The sequence below is a fragment of the Mesorhizobium sp. M1328 genome, from assembly GCF_040318075.1.
GTDB lineage: Bacteria > Pseudomonadota > Alphaproteobacteria > Rhizobiales > Rhizobiaceae > Mesorhizobium.
The window spans coordinates 1-24,896 of record NZ_JAMYLO010000028.1; the positions used below are offsets into that span (position 1 = coordinate 1).

The 24,896-nt window shown below is 62.3% G+C and carries 26 protein-coding genes and 2 pseudogenes; 14 read left to right on the top strand and 14 right to left on the bottom strand.

The features are described from left to right. A partial coding sequence (locus NKH23_RS30845; RefSeq protein ID WP_353036301.1) for an FCD domain-containing protein occupies positions 1 to 269 on the top strand: 269 nt, incomplete at its 5' end. Between the two features lie 866 nt (positions 270 to 1,135). Here the strand turns inward: NKH23_RS30845 and NKH23_RS30850 are convergent. After that, the gene (locus NKH23_RS30850) at positions 1,136 to 2,074 is read right to left on the bottom strand and encodes an NAD(P)-dependent oxidoreductase (RefSeq protein WP_352912686.1); all 939 of its coding nucleotides are present in this window, start codon (positions 2,072 to 2,074) and stop codon (positions 1,136 to 1,138) included. Between the two features lie 146 nt (positions 2,075 to 2,220). Here NKH23_RS30850 and NKH23_RS30855 point away from each other — a divergent pair, with 146 nt between their 5' ends. Continuing rightward, the gene (locus NKH23_RS30855; protein WP_352912687.1) at positions 2,221 to 3,117 is read left to right on the top strand and encodes an NAD-dependent epimerase/dehydratase family protein; all 897 of its coding nucleotides are present in this window, start codon (positions 2,221 to 2,223) and stop codon (positions 3,115 to 3,117) included. A 100-nt stretch (positions 3,118 to 3,217) separates the two neighbouring features. On the opposite strand, the gene NKH23_RS30860 is transcribed toward NKH23_RS30855, so the two are convergent. Beyond that, complete coding sequence (locus NKH23_RS30860) at positions 3,218 to 3,622, bottom strand: VOC family protein (RefSeq protein WP_292658994.1); 405 nt, start codon at positions 3,620 to 3,622, stop codon at positions 3,218 to 3,220. 108 nt (positions 3,623 to 3,730) lie between these two features. On the opposite strand from NKH23_RS30860, the gene NKH23_RS30865 reads away from it, so the two are divergent. Next, positions 3,731 to 4,213 carry a MarR family winged helix-turn-helix transcriptional regulator gene (locus NKH23_RS30865; protein WP_352912688.1) on the top strand — a complete coding sequence of 161 codons (483 nt, stop codon included), beginning with the start codon at positions 3,731 to 3,733 and terminating at the stop codon, positions 4,211 to 4,213. A 492-nt stretch (positions 4,214 to 4,705) separates the two neighbouring features. Next, positions 4,706 to 4,834: pseudogene (locus NKH23_RS30870) on the top strand (IS5/IS1182 family transposase); the annotation flags it as partial. Between the two features lie 50 nt (positions 4,835 to 4,884). On the opposite strand, the gene NKH23_RS30875 reads toward NKH23_RS30870, so the two are convergent. Beyond that, the gene (locus NKH23_RS30875) at positions 4,885 to 5,373 is read right to left on the bottom strand and encodes a nucleoside deaminase (protein ID WP_352912689.1); all 489 of its coding nucleotides are present in this window, start codon (positions 5,371 to 5,373) and stop codon (positions 4,885 to 4,887) included. 148 nt (positions 5,374 to 5,521) lie between these two features. Here NKH23_RS30875 and NKH23_RS30880 point away from each other — a divergent pair, with 148 nt between their 5' ends. The 3 genes and pseudogenes from NKH23_RS30880 (at position 5,522) to NKH23_RS30890 (ending at position 6,572) form a co-directional block, all read left to right on the top strand. Continuing rightward, the gene (locus tag NKH23_RS30880; RefSeq protein WP_352912690.1) at positions 5,522 to 5,914 is read left to right on the top strand and encodes a hypothetical protein; all 393 of its coding nucleotides are present in this window, start codon (positions 5,522 to 5,524) and stop codon (positions 5,912 to 5,914) included. Between the two features lie 170 nt (positions 5,915 to 6,084). Next, positions 6,085 to 6,279 (top strand): annotated as a pseudogene (locus NKH23_RS30885) (IS1 family transposase); the annotation flags it as partial. After that, positions 6,276 to 6,572, top strand: coding sequence for a hypothetical protein (locus NKH23_RS30890; protein ID WP_352912692.1), 297 nt, complete (start codon positions 6,276 to 6,278; stop codon positions 6,570 to 6,572). The pseudogene NKH23_RS30885 and the gene NKH23_RS30890, both read left to right, overlap by 4 nt. Before the next feature lie 17 nt (positions 6,573 to 6,589). On the opposite strand, the gene NKH23_RS30895 is transcribed toward NKH23_RS30890, so the two are convergent. Together NKH23_RS30895 and NKH23_RS30900 are read right to left on the bottom strand one after the other, a co-directional pair. Next, the gene (locus NKH23_RS30895) at positions 6,590 to 7,447 is read right to left on the bottom strand and encodes an EamA family transporter (RefSeq protein ID WP_352978845.1); all 858 of its coding nucleotides are present in this window, start codon (positions 7,445 to 7,447) and stop codon (positions 6,590 to 6,592) included. Beyond that, the gene (locus NKH23_RS30900; RefSeq protein ID WP_353036304.1) at positions 7,444 to 8,058 is read right to left on the bottom strand and encodes a nitroreductase family protein; all 615 of its coding nucleotides are present in this window, start codon (positions 8,056 to 8,058) and stop codon (positions 7,444 to 7,446) included. The genes NKH23_RS30895 and NKH23_RS30900 overlap by 4 nt, the downstream gene beginning before the upstream one ends. 110 nt (positions 8,059 to 8,168) lie before the next feature. On the opposite strand from NKH23_RS30900, the gene NKH23_RS30905 reads away from it, so the two are divergent. Continuing rightward, the gene (locus NKH23_RS30905; RefSeq protein ID WP_352912695.1) at positions 8,169 to 9,170 is read left to right on the top strand and encodes a LysR family transcriptional regulator; all 1,002 of its coding nucleotides are present in this window, start codon (positions 8,169 to 8,171) and stop codon (positions 9,168 to 9,170) included. Between the two features lie 30 nt (positions 9,171 to 9,200). Continuing rightward, a complete protein-coding gene (locus NKH23_RS30910) occupies positions 9,201 to 9,974 on the top strand; it encodes a FadR/GntR family transcriptional regulator (RefSeq protein ID WP_352912696.1) in 774 nt (257 codons plus the stop codon). 21 nt (positions 9,975 to 9,995) lie between these two features. Here NKH23_RS30910 and NKH23_RS30915 read toward each other — a convergent pair whose 3' ends face one another. From NKH23_RS30915 to NKH23_RS30935, 5 genes are all read right to left on the bottom strand, one after another. Further along, the gene (locus tag NKH23_RS30915) at positions 9,996 to 11,102 is read right to left on the bottom strand and encodes a Gfo/Idh/MocA family protein (RefSeq protein WP_352912697.1); all 1,107 of its coding nucleotides are present in this window, start codon (positions 11,100 to 11,102) and stop codon (positions 9,996 to 9,998) included. A gap of 32 nt (positions 11,103 to 11,134) precedes the next feature. Beyond that, positions 11,135 to 11,947, bottom strand: a complete 813-nt coding sequence (locus NKH23_RS30920) for an ATP-binding cassette domain-containing protein (RefSeq protein ID WP_352978839.1) — start codon at positions 11,945 to 11,947, stop codon at positions 11,135 to 11,137. Further along, positions 11,944 to 13,059: an ABC transporter permease gene (locus NKH23_RS30925; protein WP_352978865.1), complete on the bottom strand. Its 1,116-nt coding sequence runs from the start codon at positions 13,057 to 13,059 to the stop codon at positions 11,944 to 11,946. The genes NKH23_RS30920 and NKH23_RS30925 overlap by 4 nt, the downstream gene beginning before the upstream one ends. Positions 13,060 to 13,204: 145 nt before the next feature. Next, the gene (locus NKH23_RS30930; protein ID WP_023675817.1) at positions 13,205 to 14,173 is read right to left on the bottom strand and encodes a rhizopine catabolism ABC transporter substrate-binding protein; all 969 of its coding nucleotides are present in this window, start codon (positions 14,171 to 14,173) and stop codon (positions 13,205 to 13,207) included. 67 nt (positions 14,174 to 14,240) lie between these two features. Beyond that, complete coding sequence (locus NKH23_RS30935) at positions 14,241 to 15,215, bottom strand: polysaccharide deacetylase family protein (protein WP_353036306.1); 975 nt, start codon at positions 15,213 to 15,215, stop codon at positions 14,241 to 14,243. 363 nt (positions 15,216 to 15,578) lie between these two features. Between NKH23_RS30935 and NKH23_RS30940 the strand changes: the two genes are divergently transcribed. Continuing rightward, positions 15,579 to 16,823: a DegT/DnrJ/EryC1/StrS family aminotransferase gene (locus tag NKH23_RS30940; protein WP_352912699.1), complete on the top strand. Its 1,245-nt coding sequence runs from the start codon at positions 15,579 to 15,581 to the stop codon at positions 16,821 to 16,823. A gap of 169 nt (positions 16,824 to 16,992) precedes the next feature. After that, positions 16,993 to 17,436 (top strand): SRPBCC family protein, encoded by a 444-nt coding sequence (locus NKH23_RS30945; RefSeq protein ID WP_352912700.1) that lies wholly within the window; start codon positions 16,993 to 16,995, stop codon positions 17,434 to 17,436. A 167-nt stretch (positions 17,437 to 17,603) separates the two neighbouring features. On the opposite strand, the gene mocR is transcribed toward NKH23_RS30945, so the two are convergent. From mocR to NKH23_RS30965, 4 genes are all read right to left on the bottom strand, one after another. Then, the gene (gene mocR / locus NKH23_RS30950; protein ID WP_352912701.1) at positions 17,604 to 19,070 is read right to left on the bottom strand and encodes a rhizopine catabolism transcriptional regulator MocR; all 1,467 of its coding nucleotides are present in this window, start codon (positions 19,068 to 19,070) and stop codon (positions 17,604 to 17,606) included. A 4-nt stretch (positions 19,071 to 19,074) separates the two neighbouring features. Beyond that, complete coding sequence (locus NKH23_RS30955) at positions 19,075 to 19,281, bottom strand: LacI family DNA-binding transcriptional regulator (protein WP_352912702.1); 207 nt, start codon at positions 19,279 to 19,281, stop codon at positions 19,075 to 19,077. A gap of 200 nt (positions 19,282 to 19,481) precedes the next feature. Then, positions 19,482 to 20,393, bottom strand: coding sequence for a myo-inosose-2 dehydratase (gene iolE / locus NKH23_RS30960; protein ID WP_352912703.1), 912 nt, complete (start codon positions 20,391 to 20,393; stop codon positions 19,482 to 19,484). 119 nt (positions 20,394 to 20,512) lie between these two features. Continuing rightward, positions 20,513 to 20,800 (bottom strand): DUF3175 domain-containing protein, encoded by a 288-nt coding sequence (locus NKH23_RS30965; protein ID WP_023721237.1) that lies wholly within the window; start codon positions 20,798 to 20,800, stop codon positions 20,513 to 20,515. A gap of 175 nt (positions 20,801 to 20,975) precedes the next feature. Here NKH23_RS30965 and NKH23_RS30970 point away from each other — a divergent pair, with 175 nt between their 5' ends. The 3 genes from NKH23_RS30970 to NKH23_RS30980 all read left to right on the top strand — a co-directional run bounded on the left by NKH23_RS30970 (position 20,976) and on the right by NKH23_RS30980 (position 24,832). Further along, positions 20,976 to 22,208: an MFS transporter gene (locus NKH23_RS30970; RefSeq protein WP_352912704.1), complete on the top strand. Its 1,233-nt coding sequence runs from the start codon at positions 20,976 to 20,978 to the stop codon at positions 22,206 to 22,208. Positions 22,209 to 22,382: 174 nt separating this feature from the next. Continuing rightward, entirely contained in the window at positions 22,383 to 23,411 is a 1,029-nt protein-coding gene (gene gntR, locus NKH23_RS30975; RefSeq protein ID WP_352716938.1) for an HTH-type transcriptional regulator GntR, read from the top strand. A 296-nt stretch (positions 23,412 to 23,707) separates the two neighbouring features. Next, complete coding sequence (locus tag NKH23_RS30980; RefSeq protein ID WP_352978833.1) at positions 23,708 to 24,832, top strand: sugar ABC transporter substrate-binding protein; 1,125 nt, start codon at positions 23,708 to 23,710, stop codon at positions 24,830 to 24,832. Positions 24,833 to 24,896 lie beyond the last annotated feature (64 nt).

Below are 24,896 nucleotides of genomic sequence, written 5' to 3' on the forward strand. Positions count from 1 at the left end.
AGCGCACGCGCGCCGACACGCGGTTTCATCTCGCCATCCTGCGCGCCTCGGGCAACGACCTGCTGGTGCCGCTCGGCGTGCTGATCGAATCGGCGTTCGATCACCTGTTTGTTTTCGTCACGCGCGAAACCAGCGACCAGCAGCATGCGCAGAGGCTGCATGAGGCGATCGAGAAGAACATCCGCCTGCAGCGGCCGGCCGCAGCCCGTGCCGCGGTGCACAGGCTTCTCGCCAACACCGACGATGTTATCGGGCGGTCACGACGGTGATGATTGCACCGGGCTGTGGATTTTTTACCGCCGCGGCGTATTTTGTTCTTGCTTTGTGCCGGCAGCTATGCTAGTAACTTGGGTATGGTGCTAATTGGCTCCAACGACCCGCCTCCCGAGGCGGGTTTTTTGTTTCTGGCGTCTTCCGATCGGAAGTTGTGCGTGCTGCGGTGCACAGACTTCTCGCGAATACAGATGACGTTATCGGCCGGTCTAGGCGCTAATTCGATCGTTTCTCGGCCAATAGCGTGTAAGTCGGGTCAACCGGCAACGAAGGTCGATCATTCCTGTCGGTGGCAAATCGCAAATTTAGGAGATTAGCCGAAATCCTCCCTTCGTCATCCCTGGGCGGAGCAAGGAGCGAAGCGACGCGGCGCAGACCCTGGGATCCATGCCGTTTACCTTGCGGCAGTGCTCCAGCGGACCAGAACCAAACGCTGCCACCCCTGTCCTACGAAAAAGCTCGAAGCACTCTGGGACTGGTCGTCTCGATCAATTCGGTCTCCCATTGGTGGAGCCAGTGCTTCAGCAGCTTCTGGCTCGCGGTCATGGTGGAACGGCAACGAGCGCAATGGCGGATGCAAGCGCCGCTCTGAGCCGCTGCATTCTTCGGCGGATGTCACGGCATGGATCCCAGGGTCTGCGCGACGTCGCTTCGCTCCTGCTCCGCCCTGGGATGACGAAGGTGTGGTGGCATGTGGCTAATCGCCAGCGTTGGAGATTGGCGGCTGTAGCTGGTCGGCAGCGAACGTCTACAGTTCCTTTCGGGCTCAATCGAAGAACCAAATCCTCTGTGCAAACGAACTAGCCTGCGGCAGTCGAATGTTGGTGTTTTGCGACACTCCCAGACGTTAATCCCAACGTTCTCAGATCGTCTGCTTCTTGCCATCCCTGGTCGGCATGAGGTCGACGCCGTTGACCTTGCCGATATGCGTGGCCAGCATCGGCACATACTGGTCGGCGGGGCCGGCCGCGAAGGCACCGGCGAAGGCGTTCTTGGTGGCGTTGCCGAGCGGGTTGGCGATGCCGGCAGCACCCGCCATCGATTCCAGATAAGTAAGGTCCTTGAAGGCGTTGGCTATGGTGAATTTGTGCGCTTCGCGGTCGCCTTCCAGCGTCCAGCGCATGAAGGTCTGGTAGAAGCCGCAATCCATGCGGCCGTTGCGGATGACGCTGTCGAAGCGCGGCGGCGAGATGCCGACCTTCTGCGCCAACGCCAGCGCTTCGGAATAGATCGCGGCGTAGCCGAGCGAAATGAAGTTGTTGAGCAGCTTCATGCGATGGCCGTCACCGGTGTCGCCGATGTGGACGATGCGCCCGGCCCAGGTTTCGAGCACCGGCTTCAGCCGGGCAAAGACCGCGTCGGGCGCGCCGACCATGGCGTCGAGCGTGCCTTCCCAGGCCTCCTTCGGGGTGCGGCTGAGCGGGGCATCGACATAATCGACGCCGAGCGCCTTGAGCTCGGCGGCCAGCGCCACCGTCGAGACAGGATCCGAGGTCGAGCAGTCGACGACAACCGATCCCTGCTTCAGGCCTTCCTTGAGGCCGCCGGGGCCGCGGATGATGGCTTCGACCTCGCGCGAGCCGGTGACGCATATGAACACGATATCGGATGCCGCCGCGACGTCGCGCGAGGTCGCCGCTTCCCTGGCGCCCCGGCCGAGCAGGTCTTCCGCCGGCGTGCGGTTCTTGCGGCCGAGAAACGTCAGCGGATAGCCCTTGTCGACGATGTTCTTCGCTATGCCGTGCCCCATCAGGCCAAGCCCGATGAAGCCGATCTTTTCGCTCGCGGCGGTCGTGTTCATGTCGTTTCGTCCTATTTTGCAATGATGGATGACGGCGCTGCACCTTGCCGGCGAATTGTTGAAGCGGGTTTTTGCCGCATGCCATGGCAGGCGATTGCAGAGTTCGATATTGTCTGACAATACACATGAATTCCAGGGAGAGCAAAATGACGAAGCGGATCATGTTCACCGGCGGCAGCGGCAAGGCCGGGCGCCACGTCGTGCAGTATCTGGTCGAGCAGGGCTGCCAGGTGCTCAACATCGACACCAAGCCGCTCGACAATCCCAAGGTGCGCACGCTGATCACCGACATCACCGATAGCGGGCAGGTGTTCAATGCGCTGTCGAGCTATATGGGCCTGCATGAATTCGACCCGTCGCTGCGCACGCAGCCGGTCGATGCCGTGGTGCATTTCGCGGCGATCCCGCGCATCATGATCACGCCCGACAATGAGGTGTTCCGCATCAACGCGCTCGGCACCTACAACGTGATCGAGGCTGCGGTGAAGCTCGGCATCCGCAAGGTGGTGATCGCCTCCAGCGAGACGACCTACGGCCTGGTCTTCGCCAACGAACCGCGCGATCCGACGCATTTCCCGCTCGACGAGGAGTACGACGTCGATCCGATGGACAGCTACGCGCTGTCCAAGGTCGTCAACGAGAAGACCGCGCGGGCGTTTGCACAACGCGATGGCACCGACATTTACGCCCTGCGCATCGGCAACGTCATCGAGCCGCATGAATACTCGCTGTTTCCGAAATGGTTCGCCGATCCGGGTTTCCGCAAGCGCATCGCCTGGAGCTATATCGACGCGCGCGACCTCGGCCAGATCACGCTGCGCGCCATCGAGAAGGACGGGCTCGGCTATCAGGTGTTCAACGCCGCCAATGACGACACCTCGTCCGACCTGCCGACAGCCGAACTCCTGAAGCGGTTTTACCCCGATGTGCCGGTTAAGGGCGAACTTGGCGAATACGAGACGCTGCTCTCCAACCGCAAGGCACGGGACATACTCGGCTTCCGGCCGGAGCACAGCTGGCGGAAATATGTCAAGACGACCTGACGGGCGTACCTGACGCGAAACCGGCACTGGGCAGCACCGAATTTCTCGTCATGAGGCTAGGCTCAGGACCCGCTACGACCGATGCGCCCACACCCTACGTTCAGGCGTTCGCCGTCTGGTTCATCCACACGATTTCCCAAACGTAGCCATCTGGGTCTTCAATGTGGCGGTTGTACATGAAGCCAAGATCCTGTGCCGGGTTGGGATCGGCGCGACCGCCCGCCGCAACCGCGCTGGTTAGTGTTGAATCGACGGCGTCGCGGTTATCGACAGTGAGGACGATCATTGCCTGGCTGTCGCGCCGTGCGTCGCCGATTGGGCGTGTAGTGAATTCGCGGTAGTGGTCATGGGTCAGCAGCATCACCCCGATCGTGTCCGAGAACATGAGCGAGGTGGATTTCTCGCCCGAAAACTGTGGGTTCACAGTGCCGCCTAGCGCCACGTAGAACGCCGTCGACGCTGACAGGTCACGGACAGGCAGGTTCACGAAAATCATTTTGGGCATCGATTTCGCTTTCTCCAGGGATGCGCGCTGCGCTATTATCTTGCTGCAATGTTAGTAGATGCAATGTATCTTGATTGCAAGATACATTTTGGCAAGGGAATATTTGACATGGATCGCGCCGAGGCCGCAGCTAAGGAATGGGCTCGCGAGCGCCCCGATCTTCCCTTGTTGCCTGTTGAAACGGTAGGTCGCCTGCTCGATGCCGCCGCGCGGGTTATCCGCGATCACATGAACCCGTTGCTCAAAGAAGCAGGCCTGAATGTAGGTGAGTTCGATGTGCTCACGCCGCTCAGGCGCGCCGGTGAACCCTATATGCTCTCACCTACTCAGCTCTACGAATCGGCAATGATCTCCTCGGGCGGCATGACGAGCCGCCTGGACCGGCTGGAGCGCGCCGGGCTGGTTGAACGACGCCCCGATCCCAACGACCGGCGCGGCAAGCAAATTGCGCTGACGACTGGCGGCAAGCGCGCGATAGACGATTTGATCGGTCCAATGGTGGCGCTGGAAGAGCAATTAATCTCCGTGCTGACGCTGGCGGAGCAGGAAACTCTTAACGCTCTGCTTAAGAAATTGCTCACCGGCCTCTAGGCACGTGAACTCATAAATGCGGTATAACCGCGATGGGTGGGAAGCAGAGCAAAGGGGTTGGCTTAGCCCTTCACGCCCCATTTTAGTTGGCTGGCATCGACGACGTCTGATCCCATATGCTCAACGAAAAAGTCTCGTATCCTCTGGCGATGCCGATCCCACCTGGGAGACATTCGTTCACTTTCATTCTCATATTCAGCTAGAAATACCCATTCCACGAATTGGTCCGCTGTAACATCACCGGATTGAGGAATAAAATCGGTGACATGCATGAACTTGTCGCCGTGCATTCCTCCACAATACCCATGACCAGCACAGACCGCGTGCATGAGCGAGTCGAATCTATTCTTTGCTTTCATGGAACATGCGCGATGGTGAAGCGGGATGCCTACGCGCGCGGCGGCAACATATCCTTGTTGGGCGTAGGTCCGCAATGGGGTCGTTTTCCGACCGGGACTTTCATATTGCGGAGGAATCTGATTCACGCTCTGCATGAGCCGATATGATCTGACCGACTTCGGATGGCGCGTGATCGAGCCGCTGTTGCCCAACAAGCCGCGAGGGATGCCGCGCGTCGATGATCGGCGGGTGCTAAACGGCATGAGTCTACGTCCTAGGTCGTAGTCCACGTCAGCAGTCGCCTCTGCCTCTGCATCAACGAGTCCTGAACCCTACTTGTCTTTCCAGAATTCGGCCTGGAGTTGCGCCGCTTCATCGGCAAGCAGCGGGCCGACGACTTCAGTCGGACGCTGCCCAGCTTCGAAGACGATCCTGCAGGGCAGGTCGAGTGTGGGATTCTCGACATGTGCGCCCGTCAACTCCTTGAGGTCGTGTTCGCTCTGCCCAAAGACGACCCGTCCGATGCCCGCCCAATAGATTGTCCCGGAGCACATCGCGCAAGGTTCGGCCGAAGTGTAGAGTGTGCAGGAGGCCAGCTGTTCGAGACTGATATTCATCCCCGCCCACGAGGCCAGCAGCCTTTCGGCATGAGCGGTGCGGTCGCCCCCGCCGGCTTTGTAAGCGTTGGGCTGCTCGCGCAACACATTGCCGTCCTTGTCGGCGAGGAGCGAACCAAAGGGATGTTCGCCGGCATCGCGGGCCTTGCGCGCGATCTCGAACGCCTGACGGAGTAGGCGCTCATCATAAGGGCGTTGTGGCATCGGCAGATCCTCCGCCGCTTGACCATAGTGCCGAACGATCCGCCGAAACAAGTTGGCGGGCCAGGGAAAGTGACCCTAAGACGTAGACTCATTACCGCGTAGCCAGATGCGGATTGCGACGAGTTTGATGTCGAAGGAGTTGTAAGACATGGACACAGCGGAGTGGCGTACTCGTATTGCGCTAATGGTCGATAAGCTGCGATCCCTGACACGGGCAGAATTCTTTGATGAACAAAACCGTCTCTACAATGACGTAGAGCAGGATCTTTTTGCCCTATACAACGCCTTTACGTTCGACATGAGATGGTTGAAGCCGTTTCTAGAAAAGAAGCGAACTGGGCGGGCTCGTTGGCTCCCACTTGACCCCAACGATCTCGCTTCGATGGACGTCAGGGAGGTCTACTGGCGTTTACAAGAAAATCACGCCGACGACCGGTTCATGGACGGAGCTTTGATCGAGCCATTCGAAAATGGGTCGCTAGTCGCAGCCCTTGAACGGATTTCAGAGGGACTTGATGGCCTTGTTCCTCAACGGAACTAGGAGACTAATTCCACAACCTCGGTCATTTCGCGATTATGAGTTGACGGCCTAGCGCTTGACTAAAGCCTCACTCTGCCAGAGTGAAGGCATGAACAACCTCGCACCGCGACCGTTCCAAAATCCTTCACCTGCTGGTCGAGGGCCAAGCTATCCGCACCATTACCCGGAAGGCCAACGCCGTGGCTCTGCACTTCATGTATTACAACTTCGTCCGCATCCATGCTTCGCTTCGCATGACCCCGGCAATGGCCGCTGGCGTAACCGGCAAGCTATGGGAGATTTGCGACATCGTTGCGTTAGTCGAAGCGAAAGAGGCAGAAAAGCCGATGAAGCGTGGCCCTTACAAGAAGCGCCCCCCTAAATGAACATTCTTGTTCCATTGGTGTCTGTAATCGGTCCGATTTATTTCGCCGCTCTGGGCTTCCCCCTTGAATTTGTTTTGATCTGGGCCGCTGTCTGGACGGGGCTTCGCGCCATCGCTACCTGGAGACCGATTTTCGTAGCTCTTAAAGAGAGCGATGGCGACCAGCCACCGTCATGGCTCGATCGGCATCCTTCCGTCGCTTTGGTCGGAGCCTTTGCAGCTACACTGGCAGCATTCGAAGCGGCGCATGTGGCAGTCTACTATTGGACGATCTGGCGGTTGGTTTCAAACTGACCCACTACCGCCCAGGCTCATGATTCGTTGCGACTAGGGCGTTGAGCCAGCCAGATGCTGCCGATGACGAAAACGACGCCGGCGATTTGAGGCAAGGTCAGCGTCTGGTCCAGGAGTACCCATCCAAGCAGCACGGCGGTCACCGGGCTGAGGAAAAGCAGCGACGACACCACCGAAGATTCCAGCCGCGCAATGCCCCGGAACCAGAGGACATAGGTCAGCGCCGCGCCGATCAGCCCGAGCCACGCCAGTCCAAGCAGGTTGGCCCCGGTCGGGAGCGGGATGGAAGGCTCGAAAAGCAGCGCCACCGGAACGAGAAGCAGACCGCCAGCGGTCAGCTGCCATGCCGTGAAGGTAAGCAGCGATACTGGCGGTTGCCACTTACGCGACAATACGCTTCCGAAGGCCATGGAGGCCGCCCCGGCGACGCCGGCGGCAACGCCGACCGCATCGAGCGTCGCGTTCGGGGTCAGCACCAGCAACGCGACACCTGCGATCCCGACAAGGGCGGCGAGGATCGACAGCCGGCGGACAGGGCTGCCAAGCAGGGCAGAGGCAAGGAAAATCACCATCAACGGCTGGACCGACAGCACGGTCGCCGCGACCCCGCCCGGAAGCCGGTAGGCGGCGACAAACAACAGGCTCAGGAAGATCGAGATGTTGAGGGCTCCGAGCACGAAACTGCGCAGCCACCAGATGCCCGCCGGAAGTTGCCGAACGATCGCCAGCAGCAGCAATCCGGCGGGCAGGGCTCGCAGCATTGCGACCGTCATCGGGGAAAAATTCGGCACGAACTGTGTGGTGACGATATAGGTGCTGCCCCATATCGCCGGTGCAATGGCTGTAAGCAACAGATCGAAACGGCGCGTTTTCATAAGATTTCCAGTACTTCGGCAAGAGGGCGGCGCGGCTTTTGCGGCCAGTTTCCGGGCGCGGCGCGGCCGATCGCGATGAGCATCACCGGCACTTCATTGCGCCCAAGGCCAAACTCGCGGGCCACGCTTTCGGCATCGAAGCCTCCCATCGGACCAGCGACGAGCCCCAGCGCTTCGGCTGCAAAAATCAGCGTTGCAGCGCCAAGCGTTGCCGAGCGCACCGCTTCGTCGCGGGCCGCCCGAGGATCGGCATATTGTGCGCGGGCGCCTTCCTGCCAGCCCGAAGCCATATCCGCCGGCATGAAGCCGGCTTCGACGAAAGGAAGCAGCCTTGCATTGAGGGCGGCGTGGTCGGGCAGTACGCCGCAGACGATGAAGGTGACCGCTGCTTCCTGCACCTTGGCCTGGCCGTGGGCCACGCTGCGCAACCGCGCCTTTGCTTCCGGCGTCCGCACGGCGATGAACCGCCAATTCTGAAGGTTGTAGGCGGTTGGCGCGCGCGTTGCGAGGCGTGCCAGCTCCTCGACCTCGGTATCCATCAATGCGTGCGAGGGATCGAACCGATTGGCCGACATGCGCCGCTCGATAAGGGAGATTGTAGGGTTGGTCATCATGTCATTCCGAAATTGAGTAAGCCGTTCGGGAAGCAGATAGAGAATTTACCAACGAGCGATAATATGTGACAATCGAAAGACATTGTTTACTGGAAGAGAATGGTGCGATGGATCGCCTGACGGCGTTGCAGGTTTTCCGCCACGTGGCGGAACTGAACAGCTTTGCCGAAGCCGGACGGCGGCTCGGCCTCTCGCCTCCGGCGATCAGCAAGAACATCGCCGAGCTGGAGGCGCATCTGGACGTGCGGCTCATCAACCGGACGACGCGGCGCATGGCGCTTACCGAAGAGGGCAGGATCTATCTGGAGCATGTCACGCAGGGGCTCGATGCGCTGGCCAGGGCCGACCAGGTCCTGGGTCCCATCAAGACGGCGCCGAGCGGGACGTTGCGGGTCAGCGCGCCGATGACCGTCACGTTGACGCGGCTTTCGGCTGGCATTCCCGCGTTTCTATCGCGCTATCCCGATTTGAAACTCGACCTGCATCTTGATGACAGGCGCGTCGATATCGTGCGGGAGGGATTTGACCTAGCCATTCGCGGCAGCGACAATCTCGAGGATTCCAGCCTGGTCGCGAGAAAGCTTGCGGTCATGCCGCACGTGCTTTGCGCAGCTCCGTCCTATTTCGAGAAGCATGGCCGGCCCAAAACGCCTGCCGATTTGAAGGCGGCCAATTGCATCCGGTTCAGCCTCTCGGGGCATGCGGACATATGGGAGTTCCGCAAGGACGGCCGCAGCGAGCGGATCGCCATCGAGGGACGATATTCGGTGTCGTCAAGCCTTGCCGTGCGCGATGCGCTGCGCGCCGGTTTCGGCGTCAGCCTGATCCCCTATCCCTATGTCGAGAGCGATCTGACAGCAGGCCGGCTGCAATCGGCTCTGGATGACTGGGAAAAGGTCGAAACCACGCTCTACGCGGTCTATCCGGCACGCCAGCATCTTGCCCCGAAAATCCGCGTCTTCCTTGATTTCCTGATCGAGGAATTCAGTCGGGACAAACAGAAGCCGTTCGTGCCGCTCCGGCGTGAGCGTTCGGCAAAGCGCGATGTCGGCGAGGGGACCGAGGCGGAAAACCAAACTGAGATATTGCCGTCGATTTCATCTCCTTGACACGCCTCCAAATCCGGACTTTGTGGAGCCATGCGGGACGCGAAGCCGAATAAGGGAAAGACAGCGGCCGAGGCGTTCGCCGAACGCACGAGCGGTGTTCGCCGGGCCGATGCGGCACGCATGCCGGGATCGAGCGTGCACGCCTCGCTGGCCAACGAAATCGGGCTGAGGATCGTGCGCGGCGACTATCCGCCGGGAACCATCCTGCCCAACGAAGCCAAATGGTCGGAGACCTTCGACGTCAGCCGCTCGGCGGTACGCGAAGCCATCAAAATGCTGATGGCGAAGAGTCTTTTGTCGTCACGTCCCAAAATCGGCAGCTGGGTCGAGCCGAAGGAGCGCTGGAACCTGCTCGATCGCGACGTGCTGGCCTGGTATGCGACCTCGCCGGACCGCGAGGTGTTCCTCAGGACGGTGCAGGAATTCCGCCACATCATCGAGCCGGAGGCCAGCGCCTTCGCCGCGATGCGGCGCACCGACGAGCAGATGGCCGAGATCAGCCAGGCCTGTCGCGAGATGGGCGAGGCAACCAACCTGCAGGAGCGCACGCGCGCCGACACGCGGTTTCATCTCGCCATCCTGCGCGCCTCGGGCAACGACCTGCTGGTGCCGCTCGGCGTGCTGATCGAATCGGCGTTCGATCATCTGTTCGCTTTTACGACGCGGGAACTCGACGATTTGCAGCATGCGCAGAGGCTGCATGAGGCAATCGAGAAGAGCATCCGCCTGCAGCGGCCGGACGCGGCGCGCAATGCGGTGCGCAAGCTGCTGGCCAATACCGACAGCGTCATCAAGTCCAGGTAGCCGCCGTTCGGCTACAGGCACTCAGTCGAAGGGTGCGGTCGCGAGATGCCGCCGGGTCAGGCCGAGGAGCAGCTGTTGGTCGCGGGCGGCGTGTTCGGGCGGGTTGACGACGGGGTCGCCATTGACGATCGCCGCCCAGAAGCCACGCATCTCCTCGACGAAGGCTTCTGCGTAGCCGGCGCGCAAATCTTTCTTCGACAGTATGTGACCGTGCGAGGTCGTCACCGTCAGCCGCGTCGGATGATGGTTGAGCCAGGGCGAGGGGAATTCGAGCTCCAGGCTGGCATCGTCGAAGAACAGCGTGATCCGCTCCTTGTAGTCGGCGAGCTTGGGTACGGTGAGATGGGTCATGGTCCACAGCGCCTGCCCGTCCAAAAGCTTGACGGCGCCCTGGCCGCCGTCGCCATTGGCAAAGATCTGCGCGCCGACGACCTCGCCGTCCGGCACGCCGAGCGCGTCGAGCAGGCCGTGGACGGCGTTGACGTCGTGAATCAAAGCCGAGCTGTAAGCGCCGGTAAATCCACGGAAAGCGAGCTTGGTCACGGGAACACCGATGGCGTATTCGACCTGGCGCTTCTGCTTGGCGGCGACGGCGGCGATCATGTCCTCGGGGATATCGGTGCCGCGCCTGTAGGGCTGATGGGCAATGAACGGCCAGGCGTCGGGATCGTTCACTTCCACCGAGACCGAGCGCAGCGTGCTTGATGTGCCCGGCAGCGAAGCGAGCGCCAGCCGGTAGCTCGGATCGAAGCGCTTCATATAGCCGACCTGAACAATCTTCCTGGCGGCGTCGCGCGCGGCGACGATCTCGGCGATTTCCGCCAGCGAATAGCAGAGCGGCTTTTCGCAAAAGACATGCAGGCCGCGCGCCAGCGCCGCCAGCACCTGTTCGTGATGCAGCGGGTCCGGCGAGCCGATCACCACCGCGTCGAGGCGCTGGTCGAAGAGCTGGTCGATCGTTTCGAAATTGGCAATGCCATGGGTGTCGGTGACGAACTGCCGCGAAATCCTGGAGGGATCGGCGACCCCGACCAGCTCGAACAATTCGCCGAGGCGCAGCAGATTGGGGATATGCTCGACTTGCGAGACCATGCCGGCGCCGACGACCCCGACGCGTAACCTGCTCATGCAATCATTCCCCGCAATGTCCTGATGTCAGCTCAAGGCGCCGCAGGCGGCCGGTTGTCGATCTGGGCGAGCAGGCCGGCAATCTCCGCCTCGACCGCTTTCAGATCCTCGCCGCCCGACATGATCGAGATGACCTCGTCGCGCGAGATTTCCGACTTGGCATAGGTGCCGCGATTGCGACCGCGGTTGAGCAGCGTGAAGGTGTCGCCGACCGGATAGGCATGGTGGATGTTGTGGCTGATGAAGATCACGGCCAGACCCCGCATGCGCGCTTCGATGATGAACTTCAGCACCATCGCCGCCTGGTGGACGCCGAGTGCGGAGGTCGGCTCGTCGAGGATCAGCACGCGCGCGCCAAAATGCACGGCGCGGGCGATTGCCACCGACTGGCGCTCGCCGCCCGACAGCGTGCCGACGGCCTGCGTCGGGTCGCGCACGTCGATGCCGATATCGGCCATCGCCTGCCTGGCGATGGTGTTGGCGCGTTCCTTATCGATGCGCGAGAAGGGCAGGCTGCTTTTGGTCGGCTCGCGGCCGAGAAAGAAGTTACGGGTGATCGACATCAGCGAGATCATGCCGAGGTCCTGGAACACCGTTGCCACGCCGAGCTCCTGCGCGTCGCGCGGGCTGCGGAAGGTGACCGGCTTGCCGTCGACCAGGATTTCGCCCTTGCTCGGCCGGTAGACGCCGGACAGAACCTTGATCAGCGTCGACTTGCCGGCGCCGTTGTCGCCGAGCAGGCAGTGGACCTCGCCCGGATAGACCTTGATGTCGATGTCCTGGAGGGCGCGCACCGAACCGAAATTGACGCTGACGCCGCGCAGTTCCATTGCTGGCGCAGTCATTTGCCACCTCCGCGGCCGAGCGCCTTCAGCCTGATGTAGTTGTTGACCAGCACGGCCATCAGGATGACGATGCCGAGGAAGACTTTGAACCAGTCGGTGTCGATGCCGGTGTAGAAGATGCCCATCTGCACCAGCCCGAAGATCAGCGCGCCGAACAACACGCCGTAGACGGTGCCGTAGCCGCCGGTGAGCAGCACGCCGCCGATGACGGCGGCGATGATCGCCTCGAATTCCTTGAGCAGGCCGCGCGTGGTGTCGGCGGAGCCCGCCTCCATCACCTGGATGGTGGCAAGCAGGGTCGCCGCGCAGGCGGTGTAGATGAACAGGCTGATCTTGACACGATCTACCGGCACACCGACGTTGCGGGCTGCGATCAGGTCGCCGCCGGTGGCGAAGATCCAGTTGCCGTATTTCGTCTGGGTGAGCACGTAGCCGGCCAGCGCCGTCAGGCCGAGCCACCAGACGATCGACATCGGAATGCCGGCGACGAAGGGAATGCCGTCGCTGCGGGTGGCGATCCAGCCTTGCGCGCCCATCCAGCGGAACAGGCCGGTGAGCAGATGGCCGTTGAAAATGCCGGCCGTCGCCGGGTCCGGTGCGCCTTCGAGTATGTAGGGGATCTGCGTGCGGCCGGTGACGGCGCGGGTGATGCCGATCGACAGTCCGCGCAGGATATAGAGCGTGGCGAGGGTGACGATGAAGGAGGGCAGGCGCGTCTTCACCACGATCAGGCCGTTGAGATAGCCGGTGAGGATGGCAACGGCGAAGGCACAGGCAATGCCGCCCCATAGCGGCAGACCCCAGTACTTCACCGTCAGCCCGATGACGACGCCGGCGAAGCCGACCATGGAGCCGACCGAGAGATCGAACTCGCCGGCGATGATGAGAAGTGCCGCCGCGGTGGCGACGATGCCGAGCTCCGCCGACAGCGTCAGGAAGGTCATCGACCCCTGCAGCGAATAGAGGTTCGCCGCGCCCGGCAGCAGCGCAAAGATGATGATCGTCGCAAGCAGCCCGCCGGCGGCACCAGCCTCCGGCCGGCGCAGCCACTGGGTCAGCTTGCCGGTGCTGGCCAGCCGTTCGTCGGCGCCGGCGGCCCGCTTCGACGTCATGCCGAAGCGGTCGGTCGCCTTCAGTTCGGCTGGAGGTGCTGCGTTGTCTTCCACGATCGTCATTAGGCTCCCCAATCGCTCAATTCGCAATCTTCGAACGGATCGGGAGAGCGCTTGGCGCATTCTCCCGTTCCGTCGGAACTTGCTAGCGAATGCCCTCTTTGGCGAGGGCCAGGATCGCCTTGGCTTTTTCGGGCGAGTCGATGAACAGCGGTCCGGTATAGGCGTTGTTCTGCGGCCAGAAGCCGTGCGTCGCCTGCTCGACCAGATAGATCACCGGCAGATAGCCCATGAGATATTGCTGGGCGTCCATGCCGAAGCCCATTTCGCCGGCGACGACCGAGTCGAGGACCTCCGGGCTGATGTCGAAAGTGTAGAGCTTGAGCTTGCCGAACAGTTCCTTGTCGCGGAACATCGGGATCAGCGGATTGGCGGCGGTGGCACCAAGCGCAAAGACGGCCTGCGTATCGGGATGCGCCGACAGATAGGCTTCGGTGCGGCGCTGGATATCGGCGGGATCCGGCGCCACGGCCAGAACCTCGGTGCCGCCGCCGGAGGGCTTCAGCCCGTCATTGAGGCCTTGGCAGCGCTGGTCGAGGCTGACATTGCCGACCTCGTGGTTGATGCAGACGACCTTGAGCGTGCCTTCCTTGGCCAGCCGCTCGCCGGCCTTCTTGCCGGAATCATATTCGGAAACGGTGCCGACATAGAGCGTCGTGCCGAGCTCGGCGCCTTCCTTTTCGCCGGAATCCAGAACCACCATGGGAATATTGGCGGCAAGCCCGGATTTGACCGATTTGCCGAGTGCATTGGCGTCGGCGATGGAGACGGCGATGCCGTCCGGCTTGGTGGCGATGGCGGCGTCGAGAAGCCGGGCCTGCTCGACCACGTCGAAGACCTGCGGCGCGTAATATTCCACCTTGGCGCCGGTGAGGGCGGCCGCATCATCGACGCCGCGCTTGACCACCGACCAATAGGGATCGGACGCCGACCCATGCACCACGAAGGTGATGCGGACGTCCTTCGGATCCTTGAGGCCCGCGGCATGCGCGATGCCTGTCATCAGGCCCGCCGAGACGAAGGCGCCCAATGCCACTTTCAGAAGAGTTTTCATCTTATTCTCCCATTTGTCGTTGCAGTTCCAATCCCTCTGGCGCCGTTTTCCGGCCGCGACGATCGGCTCACGTCGCGGATCGGGTGGCCGCTTTGCGGGCCTTTGCCGACGCCAATCGCTGTTCGCCCGCGTTGCTGCCGCGGGCCGTTGTTGATGCTCGCCCGGCCGGGAGTGTTGCGCGAAGCTCCTCGCGCAACGGCTTCATGCCGATGACTTCGATCGGCTGCGCGGCGAGCCAGTCGCGAAAGCCCTGGTCGCGGAACAGCTCGTACTCTTCGGTGCGGATATAGGCGGAGCGCGGCTCGATCAGCTCGAGTTCACCTGGCGCGTTGCAATGCAGGCAAAAGAAGGTCAGGCCCTCGCGCACACCCTCGATGAGCGCTTTGTAAGCGGGCTCGATCGGCCTGGAACGCGGCCGGCCCCAGGTCGTCTGGATGGCGGCGTCGAAAATGGCAAAGCCGCCGGCACGGGCCAGCGCCACGCCACGCTGGAACGCCTCCTCGGTGACGCCGACCAGATTGTCGTTGGGGGAATAGGCGGACAGGGTCTTGGTCAACAACACGGGCAGCTGATATTCGAGCCCGAGCTTGATGTAGATGTCGCAAAATTCCGGCGACAATGCCGCGCCCATATGGGCGTCGAGGTGGGTGACGTCGATGCCAGCGCGATAGGCGGTGTCGATCTGGGCGCGAAGCTCGGCCTCGACCGCCTGCGGCACCGCCTTGCGGCGCGTGGTCGCCACATCGGGCCACAAGAAGCCGAACTCGTCGGTCAGGCCGGCCGCCCGCGATCGCGCGGTCAACGGCCGCCATTTGTAATGCTGTTTCTCGCTGTTCAGCGTCAGGTGGACGCCAAGGTCAAGGCCAGGGTTGGCGGCGGCGCTCTCGGCCATTTCGAGGAACCAGGGGCACGGCACCATCACCGCGCCGGAACTGCAGACACCCAGCCCGCTCAATTCGAGGAAGGCGCTGTTGGCGCCGTGGCACATGCCGACATCGTCCTCGTGGAGCACGATCCGCTTGCTGGAGCCGGCGGCGTTCACGAATGGCCGCCTTCCCGCCGGCATATCGGCTTCGGGGGTCTTCCAAAGTGTGTCCCGTATTTCATGGAACCAACCGTTTGCCCAACTGGCCGGAATGGAACGCCGAAACCTGCCTTTCCGACAGGGCCACTTTGGCGAATTCGGATGGGTACAATTTGCCTGCCGGCTGAGACACTTAGCTGCCGATTTCCCCAATCAGGGTTCAAAACCAGTCATAGGAACCGTCTTCCGGGCGCAGATGGCTTGGTCGAATAGCGGCGGAGTGGTTCTTTCAAACTGTGCCGACAAGCCTACAGCTGTCCACACCATCAAGCGACCACATTATCAAGTGACCCAAACTACCAAGTAACTTGGAGGCCTGTCATGTACACCGCCGGCGAAGAGGAAATCGAAGCCATTGCCAGGGTGATCCGCTCGGGCGCGCTGTTTCGTTACGGCAAGGACAGCGAATGCGACCGCTTCGAGGCCCGCTATGCGCAGCACCTCGGCGTCGAGCATTTCGCGCTTGCCGCCAGCGGCACCTATGGGCTCGCCGCCGGCCTGATCGGCCTCGGCATCGGCCCGGGGGACGAAGTGCTGGTGCCTGCGCACACCTATATGGCGACCGCGACCGCGGTGCTTTCGGTCGGGGCCATTCCCGTCATCATCGACATCGACGAGAGCCTGACCATCGATCCCATCGCCTTGCGCGATGCCATCGGGCCGCGCACCAGGGCGGTGATCCCGGTGCATATGTGGGGCGCCGCCTGCAACATGAATGCAATCATGGACATTGCGGCCAAGCGCGGTTTGCTGGTGCTGGAGGATGTCTGCCAGGGAATCGGCGGCGGCTATGAGGGCCGCAAGCTCGGCTCGATCGGCCATGCCGGCGCCTATTCCTTCAACTACTTCAAGAATATGACATCGGGCGAGGGCGGCGGCATCGCCACCAGCGACCCGAAAGTAGCGGAGCGGGCGCGCTGCGCCATCGACCCTTGCCATTTCTACTGGCAGGGCAGGAGCGACAGCATCAAACCCTTCGCCGGCATCGGCGCGCGTGCTTCCGAACTGATGGGGGCGATGCTCAACGTCCAGCTCGACCGGCTGGACGGCATCATCGAGGCGATGCGGGCCGAGAAGAAGAAGGTGCTGGCCGGCACCCGCCACCTCGGCAATCTTGGTCTGACGCCGTCGCCGATGAACAGCCCGGACGACGATTGCGCCGCTCAGGTGATGTATCTGCTGCCGAGCGAGCAGGCGGCGCAGACGTTTTCGAAGACCATTCCCAGTGTCGTTGCCGGTAAGACCGGCCGCCACAATTTCACCCAGTGGGACCAGGTGCTGATGCATGAAGGCGCGCATCATCCGGCGCTCAATCCTTACGCACTGCCCGAGAACCAGGGCCTGCGGCTGGATTATTCCGACGACCTCGGCAAGCGCTCGCTCGACATCCTCAACCGCACCGTGATGGTCGCCATGAACCCGGCGCACAGCGATACCGATATTCAGGACATGATCCACAACATCGACGCGGCGGCGCGGGTGGCGCTGGAGAATGCTTCGCTCGATGATGTCGAATTGCGCAAGGCGGCACCGGTTGATCTGCAGAAGTTCGACAGTGTGAACTAGACCAGTTCCGACGCGGTTTGCTACCCTGCGGCCGAGTTCCATGTCCGGCAGCCGGGCGAGGATTCCGGCCGGCATAACCGGTCGTCAAAAAATCCGCAGGCCCGTGTCGGATAGGCCGGGCTCCGCTCGTCCTAGGGGGCATCGATCACCAACACGGAGGATTAACGATATGCCCGGCACCGTACGGCTGCACCGCGTTCTGACAACAACCCCGGAGAAAGTCTACCGCGCGTTCCTCGAAGCGGATGCACTTGCGAAATGGCTTCCGCCGAATGGCTTCACCTGCACGGTTCATCACTTCGAGGCGAAAGTCGGCGGTACGTTCAAAATGTCCTTCCGCAACTTCACCACCGGCGACAGCCACTCGTTCGGCGGCGAATATGTCGAGCTCGTGCCCAATGAGCAACTGCGCTACACCGACCGGTTCGACGGCCCCAACCTGCCCGGCGAGATCGAGGTGACCGTGACATTGAAGAAAGTATCGGTCGGCACCGAAGTGAATATCACGCAGGCCGGTATTCCAGACGTCATCCCAGTTGAGGCCTGCTATCTCGGCTGGCAGGAGTCGCTGCGAAATCTGGCGAAGCTCGTTGAACCCGAGATCAAGCAGTAGGGTAAAGCGCGCGCGTGGCTGATCCATGGGGGCGATCTCGTCGCACCGAGAGAGCGAAGCGGGCGCTGCCTTGGCTGCATCGGCGTCCCTAGCCGGGTTCCAAGGAATTCCCGGTCTTCCCAGGCAACATGCGCCGGCGCCGGAAAGCCCGGATGGCGAAGCTTGCCCTAGCTTCTATCCAACCTTAGGAACGCGGCGCGCAGCGCCAGCACTGCGCGCAGGATCTGGCGTTCGTCCATCGCCGCATAGCCGAGCAGCAGGCCGTGCTCGGGTTCTGTGGAATGGTAGTTGATCGAGATGCCCTGGACGTCGAGCCCCTCCTTGAGGGCGGCGGCGACCACGTCACTGTCCTTATAGGGCCTGAGGAAGCTCGCCAGCAGCTGCATGCCGGAATCGTTTTCCGTGACGGTCAGCCATTCGGCCAGATGCTCCTGGCACAGCTTGACGAAGTTCGCCTGCCGGCGCGCATAGAGCCGGCGCATGCGCTTGAGGTGCGTGGCGAAATAGCCCTGCGTGATGAAGTCGTTGACCGTTGCCTGCAGGATCAGCGGCGCGAACTGGCCGGTGATGCTCACCGCCCGGTCGAACGGCACCGACAATTCGCGCGGCACGATCAGATAGCCGATGCGCAGCGCCGGGATCAGCGTCTTGCCGAAGCTGCCGATATACACGACGCGATCGGCATGATCGAGCCCGCGTAGCGCCGGCACCGGCCGGCCGCGAAACCGGTATTCGCCGTCATAGTCATCCTCGACGATCCAGGCGCCGTTGCGTTCGGCGATGTCGAGCAGCTGCAACCGCTCCTCGATGCGCATGATGGTGCCGAACGGCCATTGGCAGGATGGCGTCACATAGATCAGCCGCGGCGGCGGCAGCTCCGGATCGGCAAGATGCCAGCCGCGCCTGTCGACCTTCAACGGTGCTAATTTGGCGCCGCTGGCGAGAAAGGCGCTCTTGGCGCCGAGATAGCCGGGCTCTTCCATCCAGACATGGTCGCCTTCGTCCATCAGCACGCGCGAGACGAGATCGAGCGCTGCTTGCGCACCGGTGACGATGATCACCTGGTCGGCGGTGCAGCTGATGCCGCGCGACAGGCCGATGGTCGAGGCAATGGCCTGACGCAGGCCGGGGTGGCCGGCAAAGGAGAGATAACCAAGCAGGCTCTCGTCGCGGCTGCGTGCATTGCGCACCAGAAGACTTGACCAGATGGTGAACGGAAACGACGCCGTTTCGGGCACGCCCGGATGGAAATTGATAACGCCGGCATTGCGCGGCGGTTGCGGGCCGTTGACGATGGTCTGGCCGCGCCGCGACAGCTTTTGCGGCGCTGCCAGTCCGGCGCGCAGGGATGCCAAAGGGCGGTTCTGCTGGATCGGCGCCACCCAGGTGCCCGATCCGGCGCGCGCCTCGATAAAACCTTCGGCAAGGAGCTGGTCATAGGCGGCGATGACCGTGTTGCGCCCGACCTTCAGATCCTCGGCCAGCGAGCGCGTCGACGGCAGCAGCGTGTTCTGCGGGATTTGGCCGTCAAGGATGAAGCGTCGCAAGGCGCCGTAGATCTGACGATGCATCGGTTCTTCCGAAGCGCGGTCGACCGACATGATGTCGAGGGAAAGGCGCATGTGGTCGGCCAAGGCACTATCCCCCGACGAACCGGGCGGCGCGGGCGATCTTTTCCTCGTTGAGCCGGCAGACGGTGTCGAGCACTAGCTGCTTTGTTTCGGGGCGGATCTCGCGACTGTTCTTCAGCGCGCGATGCACGGTGGCGGCGCCAAGTTCTGCCTTCTCGGCGATCTCCCGGATGGTGCAAAGCCGTTCCATGCCAAGCGCAGCTTCGAAAGCCATGTCGCTCCTCCTCGGTTGCATCAAGGCACGGCTTCCGGCCGGCCTCAAGCTTGAAAGTCGGGGTTTGAAATCCAGAGCAGGGATTCTGCGATCCGCGCCGCGCAGGGAGCAAGACGGCGCGGATCGCCGGGCGCTTTCGCGTCGCTAACCCCATCGAGGCGCGCGCCCATTATGTTCCTCCGGCTCGCAATGCGGGCCGGTCAGTCTGCCTGCCGCGTCGCCACTTCGAAGCCGGCCTCGCGGGCGGTGGCAAGCAGCGAGAAATAGCCTTTGCTGGCATAGGTCAGCGGATGCGCCTTGGCCGGATCCTGCTCGGCCTCGACAACGATCCAGCCTTCATAGCCGCGCGCCGCGAGGGGTTTCAGCAATGACAGGAAATCGACCGAGCCGTCGCCGGGCACGGTAAAAATGCCATCCATTACCGCCGCCATGAAGCTCATGTCCTCGCGGCGTGCCCTTTCCAGCACCGGCCTGCGAACGTCCTTGCAATGGAAATGCACGATACGGTCGAGATGCCGTTGCAACAGCGATTGCGGGTCGCCGCCCGAAAACAGGCAGTGGCCCGTATCGAACAAAAGGCCGACGCTTCGGCCCGTCGCCGCCATCAGCCTGTCGACTTCATCGTCCGTCTCGACGATGGTGCCCATGTGGTGGTGGAAGGCCATGCCGACCCCGAATGCGACCATGCGGTCGGCGAGGGCGGTCAGTTTCTCGCCATAGGACGGCCAGTCGCTGTCGGCGAGGCGCGGACGCTCGGAGATCGGCGCAAAAATGCCGTCATGGCGACCGCGCGAGGTGTCGGCGTAGACGACGATCTTGGCGCCAAGGTCGCGCAACAGCTGCAGATGTGGGGTGATCGCCGCGAATTCCTCGTCGACTGTACGGTCGAGAATGCGGCCATCATACCAGCCGGAGACGAGTTCCAGGCCATAGGAGGACAGGATCGGGCCAAGCACTTCAGCCTGGCGCGGAAATTTCCCGCCGAGCTCGGTGCCGCGATAGCCGGCCTGTGCGGTTTCCGACAGGCAGGTCTCTAGGGGCGTATCGCCGCCAAGTGCGGGAACATCGTCATTGCTCCAGGTGATGGGATTGATGCCGATCTTGACCGTCATGGCGCCAGACTTTTGCAGGCTTGGGAATACAAGCCGAGCCTGCAGACTGGCGGCAAAGAGGACCCGTCACTAGGTCCAGTTCAGCCGCATTTGGCAGAACCAATCAATGGTGACCGATTCTAGTCTTCCTTTGGGCGGCCAAAAAGGACGCGCAGTTCGTCCTTTGCGTCCTCCAGCACTTTCTTTTGCGCCGCCGGCAGGTTCTTGCCGGCTCGGTTGATGTAGAAATTCAGCATCGACATGGCGGATTGAAACGGCCCTGCCTTGCGTCGATCGCTGTGCTCGGCCGATCGCTTCAACGAGGCGGCGATTTTCCTTGGATCGTGGGATTCGAAGATGTGTTCCTCGAGGTCCAGCGCGTCGCTATGCTCGGTGACGTCGGCGGACCATTTCCGTTGCGCGGTCATGGCAAACTCCTTCCACTAGGTCGTTGCCGGGAAAACGCCTTATGGCGCACCGCTGTTCCACTTCGGCCCGAATCCCTGGAGCCACGGATTTGCCTGTCGTGGCGCTGCTCGGCTATGCGAATGCGCCGATAGTGGTCAGAACCGCCGATTCAAGAACTGCGGACAGGAAACGCTCTTGACCCCAATCGTCTCAAGCCAGGCAGGAAGTTCCGGCATCGACAGTGCCTATGCCTGGATACGGCTGGGCATCTCGATGCTGCTGGCAACGATCGGCGGGGTCGGCATGTGGGCGGTGGTCGTGGTGCTGCCTGCCGTGCAGGCAGAATTCGGCGTCGATCGCGCCGCTGCCTCGATGCCCTACACCGCGACCATGGTCGGCTTTGCCGCCGGCAATGTGCTGTTCGGCCGCGCCATCGACCGCATTGGGTACTGGGTTCCGGCGCTGATTGCCGCGATTACACTTGGCGCCGGTTTCCTGCTGGCGTCGCTGACCAGTTCGATCCTGCAGTTCACCCTCGTCCAGGGCCTGTTGATCGGCGTCGGCTCGTCGGCGATCTTCGGCCCTTTGATCGCCGATATCTCGCACTGGTTCAACCGGCGCCGCGGCGTCGCGGTGACGGCTGCCGCATCCGGCAACTATCTCGGCGGAGCGATCTGGCCGACGGCGATGCCCTATGTCATGCAGACCGAAGGCTGGCGCTTCACCTATGCCGCGATCGGCGTCGTCTGCCTGGTCACCATGGTGCCCTTGATCCTGCTGCTCCGGCGCGGCGCACCGCCCCAGGCGGCTCCGGGATCGCCGGGCAGCCGCGTGGTCCAGCCGATCTCACTGTCGCCGGCGGCCTTGCAGGCGCTGCTCATCGTCGCCGGGCTCGGCTGCTGCGTGGCGATGTCGATGCCGCAAGTCCATATCGTCGCCTACTGCATGGATCTCGGCTACGGTGTGGCACATGGCGCCGATATGCTGTCGATCATGCTGGCGGCGGGCGTCGTCAGCCGGCTAGGCTCGGGCTTCCTTGCCGATCGCATCGGTGGCGTGAAAACCCTGCTGATCGGCTCGGTGCTGCAATGCCTGTCGCTGTTGTTCTATATCCCGTTCGACGGGCTTGCCTCGCTCTATGTCGTCTCGCTGGTCTTCGGCCTGTCGCAAGGCGGCATCGTCCCCTGTTATGCGATCATCGTGCGCGAATATATGCCAGCCAAGGAGGCTGGCCAGCGCGTCGGCATCGTCATGATGGCGACCATCTTCGGCATGGCGATCGGTGGCTGGATGTCGGGCTGGATCTACGATTTGACCGGTTCCTATGCCGCCGCGTTCCTCAACGGCATCGCCTGGAACCTGCTGAACATTTCGGCCATGGTGCTGCTGCTGTGGAAGGCCCGGAGCAGCGCTGCCGTGACGGCCTGAAGCACGGCGGTACGGGTACAGTCTCTCCCGGCCGTCGCTTGACAATAGCCGAAGGCTGCGCGACGCCAGACAAGGTGTGGCAACGGGCCAGGTTGGCATGGCAGCAGTGGCAAAAACGCTGAACATCGTTTCACGGTCGCGTCTGGGCGGTTGCCCGGTGTCGGGACCAGTACGGTGATCAAGCCGCGCTCGCGCCGCGGCGGCGGCCGCCCGACCATCGCCGATGTCGCGCGCAAGGCCGGCGTCGGCGCCATTACCGTCTCGCGCGCCTTGCGCGAGCCGGGGCGTGTCTCGGAAGATCTGCGCCGCCAGATCGAGTCCGCCGTGAATGAGCTCGGCTATGTGCCCGACCCGAATGCGCGGGCGCTGGCTTCGGCGCGCGCCGAGGTCTTTGGCGTCCTGGTGCCGTCGCTTACCAACAACGTCTTTGCCGAAGTGGTGCGCGGCATCTACGACAGCCTGTCGAACGGCCCCTTCCGCATCCAGCTCGGAAACACCCACTATTCCGGCCTCGAGGAAGAGCGGCTGCTGCAGGTGTTTGGGCCGCAACGCCCGGCGGCGCTGATCGTGGCCGGCATCGACCAGACGCCGGCGTCGCGAAAACTGCTGGAAGCGGCAGGCTGTCCGGTGGTGCAGGTGATGGAGACCGGGCCCGATCCGGTCGACATGATGGTCGGGTTCTCACATTTCCAGGGCGGCAAGGCGGCTGCGGAACATCTGATCGAGGCAGGCTATCGCCGGATCGGCTTCATCGGCGCGCGCATGGATCCGCGTTCGCAGCGGCGGCTTGCCGGCTATCGCGCGGCGATGGAGGCGGCCGGCCTGTTCGACGCGCGGCTTACCACCACGACGCCGGTGCCCTCCAGCGTCACCCTCGGCCGCGAATTGTTCCGCGACGCGCTGGCCAAGTTGCCGAGCCTCGACGCGGTGTTCTGCAACAATGACGATATCGCCCTCGGCGTGCTGTTCGAATGCCATCGCGCTTCGATCGCCGTGCCGAAGACGATCGGCATCGTCGGCTTCAATGATCTGGACATGATGGAGGTGGCCTTTCCGTCGGTCACCAGCGTTCGGACCTACCGTTACGAGATCGGCCGGCGGGCGGTCGCCATGGCGCTTGCGGCTATCGAGGGCAACAGGCCGGAGCAGCGGGTCGTCGACCTTGGCTTCGAACTCAAGCGACGTGAAAGCACGGCGCGCTGAAGCGTGCTTCAACGCAATGGTGCTTTACACAACGTCATGGTAGCGCTACCACTTACCGCCGGGCGGTACTTCGCCCCGAAGATGGGAGGCTGTTTATTATACATAAGCGACAGCTCACGCTTGTTTATTATGTATAATATGATAGTTTTTGCGGGACTAGCCGGGCAACAAAGGAGGGGATCGGGTCGGCGTTCGGCCACCTGAACGCGCAACGGGTACGGCGGGAGGTGCCGGGCCGGTAATGCGCAAATTCATCGGCGTAAGAACAAACAAAACTGCAACTGGGAGGAATATCGATGATCAAGTCACTCGTTGGCGGTATCGTTGCCGCCACTGCTTTTGTCATGTTGAGCTCGTCGGCAATCGCCGATCCTGAAATCGTCAAGGGGCCATCGGCCGAGCCTGAGTGCTTCGCGCCCTGGTCGGCCGATACGCAGTTCTTCAAGTTCCCCAAGAAAGACGGCCCGTACCGCATCGCTCTGGCCAACGGCTACATCGCCAATACGTGGCGCATCCAGATGGTGCAGACGGCGAAGGCCTATGCAGCGCAGCCGGATGTCGCGGCCAAGCTCAAGGAATTCAAGGTGGTCTCGACCGGGGAGGACGTGCCGGCGCAGATTTCGGCAATCAACAATTTCATCGATTCCGGCTATGACGCGATTGTCGTCAACGCCCAGAACCCGACCGCATTCGGCCCTGTCATCAAGCGGGCCAAGGAAGCCGGCGTGGTGCTGGTCGCCTTCGACAACATCCTCGACACCAAGGATGCCATCAACGTCAATGTCGACCAGAAAGGCCTTGGCGAATTGTGGGGCAACTGGCTGGTCAAGCACGTGCCGAACGGCGGCAAGGTGCTGGAAGTGCGCGGCGTAGCCGGCACGTCCGTCGACACCGACCGCCACAACGGGATCCACGAGGTTCTCGACGCTTCCGGCAAGAAATGGGATGTCACCGAGGTCGTCGGCAAATGGGATGACGGCGTTGCGCAAAAGGCTACGGCCGATGCCATTGCCACCAACGGTCCCTTCGACGGCATTACCGGACAGGGCGGCGATACCGGCATCGTGCAGGCGATGATCGATGCCAAGCATCCGTTCGTGCCGTTCGGCGGCGAGACGGAGAATGGCTTCCGCAAATTCTGCGCCAAATTCGCCGCTGACGGCCTGAAATGCTCGTCGGCCGGCACCGGCCCGGCTCAGGTGGCGGTTGCCATCAAGACGGCGATTGCAGCACTTGAAGGCCAAATCGTGCCGCAGGCGGTCAAGCTGCCGCTGGCGATCGTCGAGGATCCGAACTTCAAGGCAGGCCAGGATTTCTTCCCCGACCAGTCCGACAATTTCTTCGTCGGCAATTCCTTCCCGACCTGCGGCATCAATTTCACGGCGCAGGAAATCATGGGCCAGAGCAAGGAAAACCAGTAAACTCCAACAGCCCGACGCCGCGGGAAATCCCGCGGCGTCGGCGCTCGACATCCTGATTGCCAAG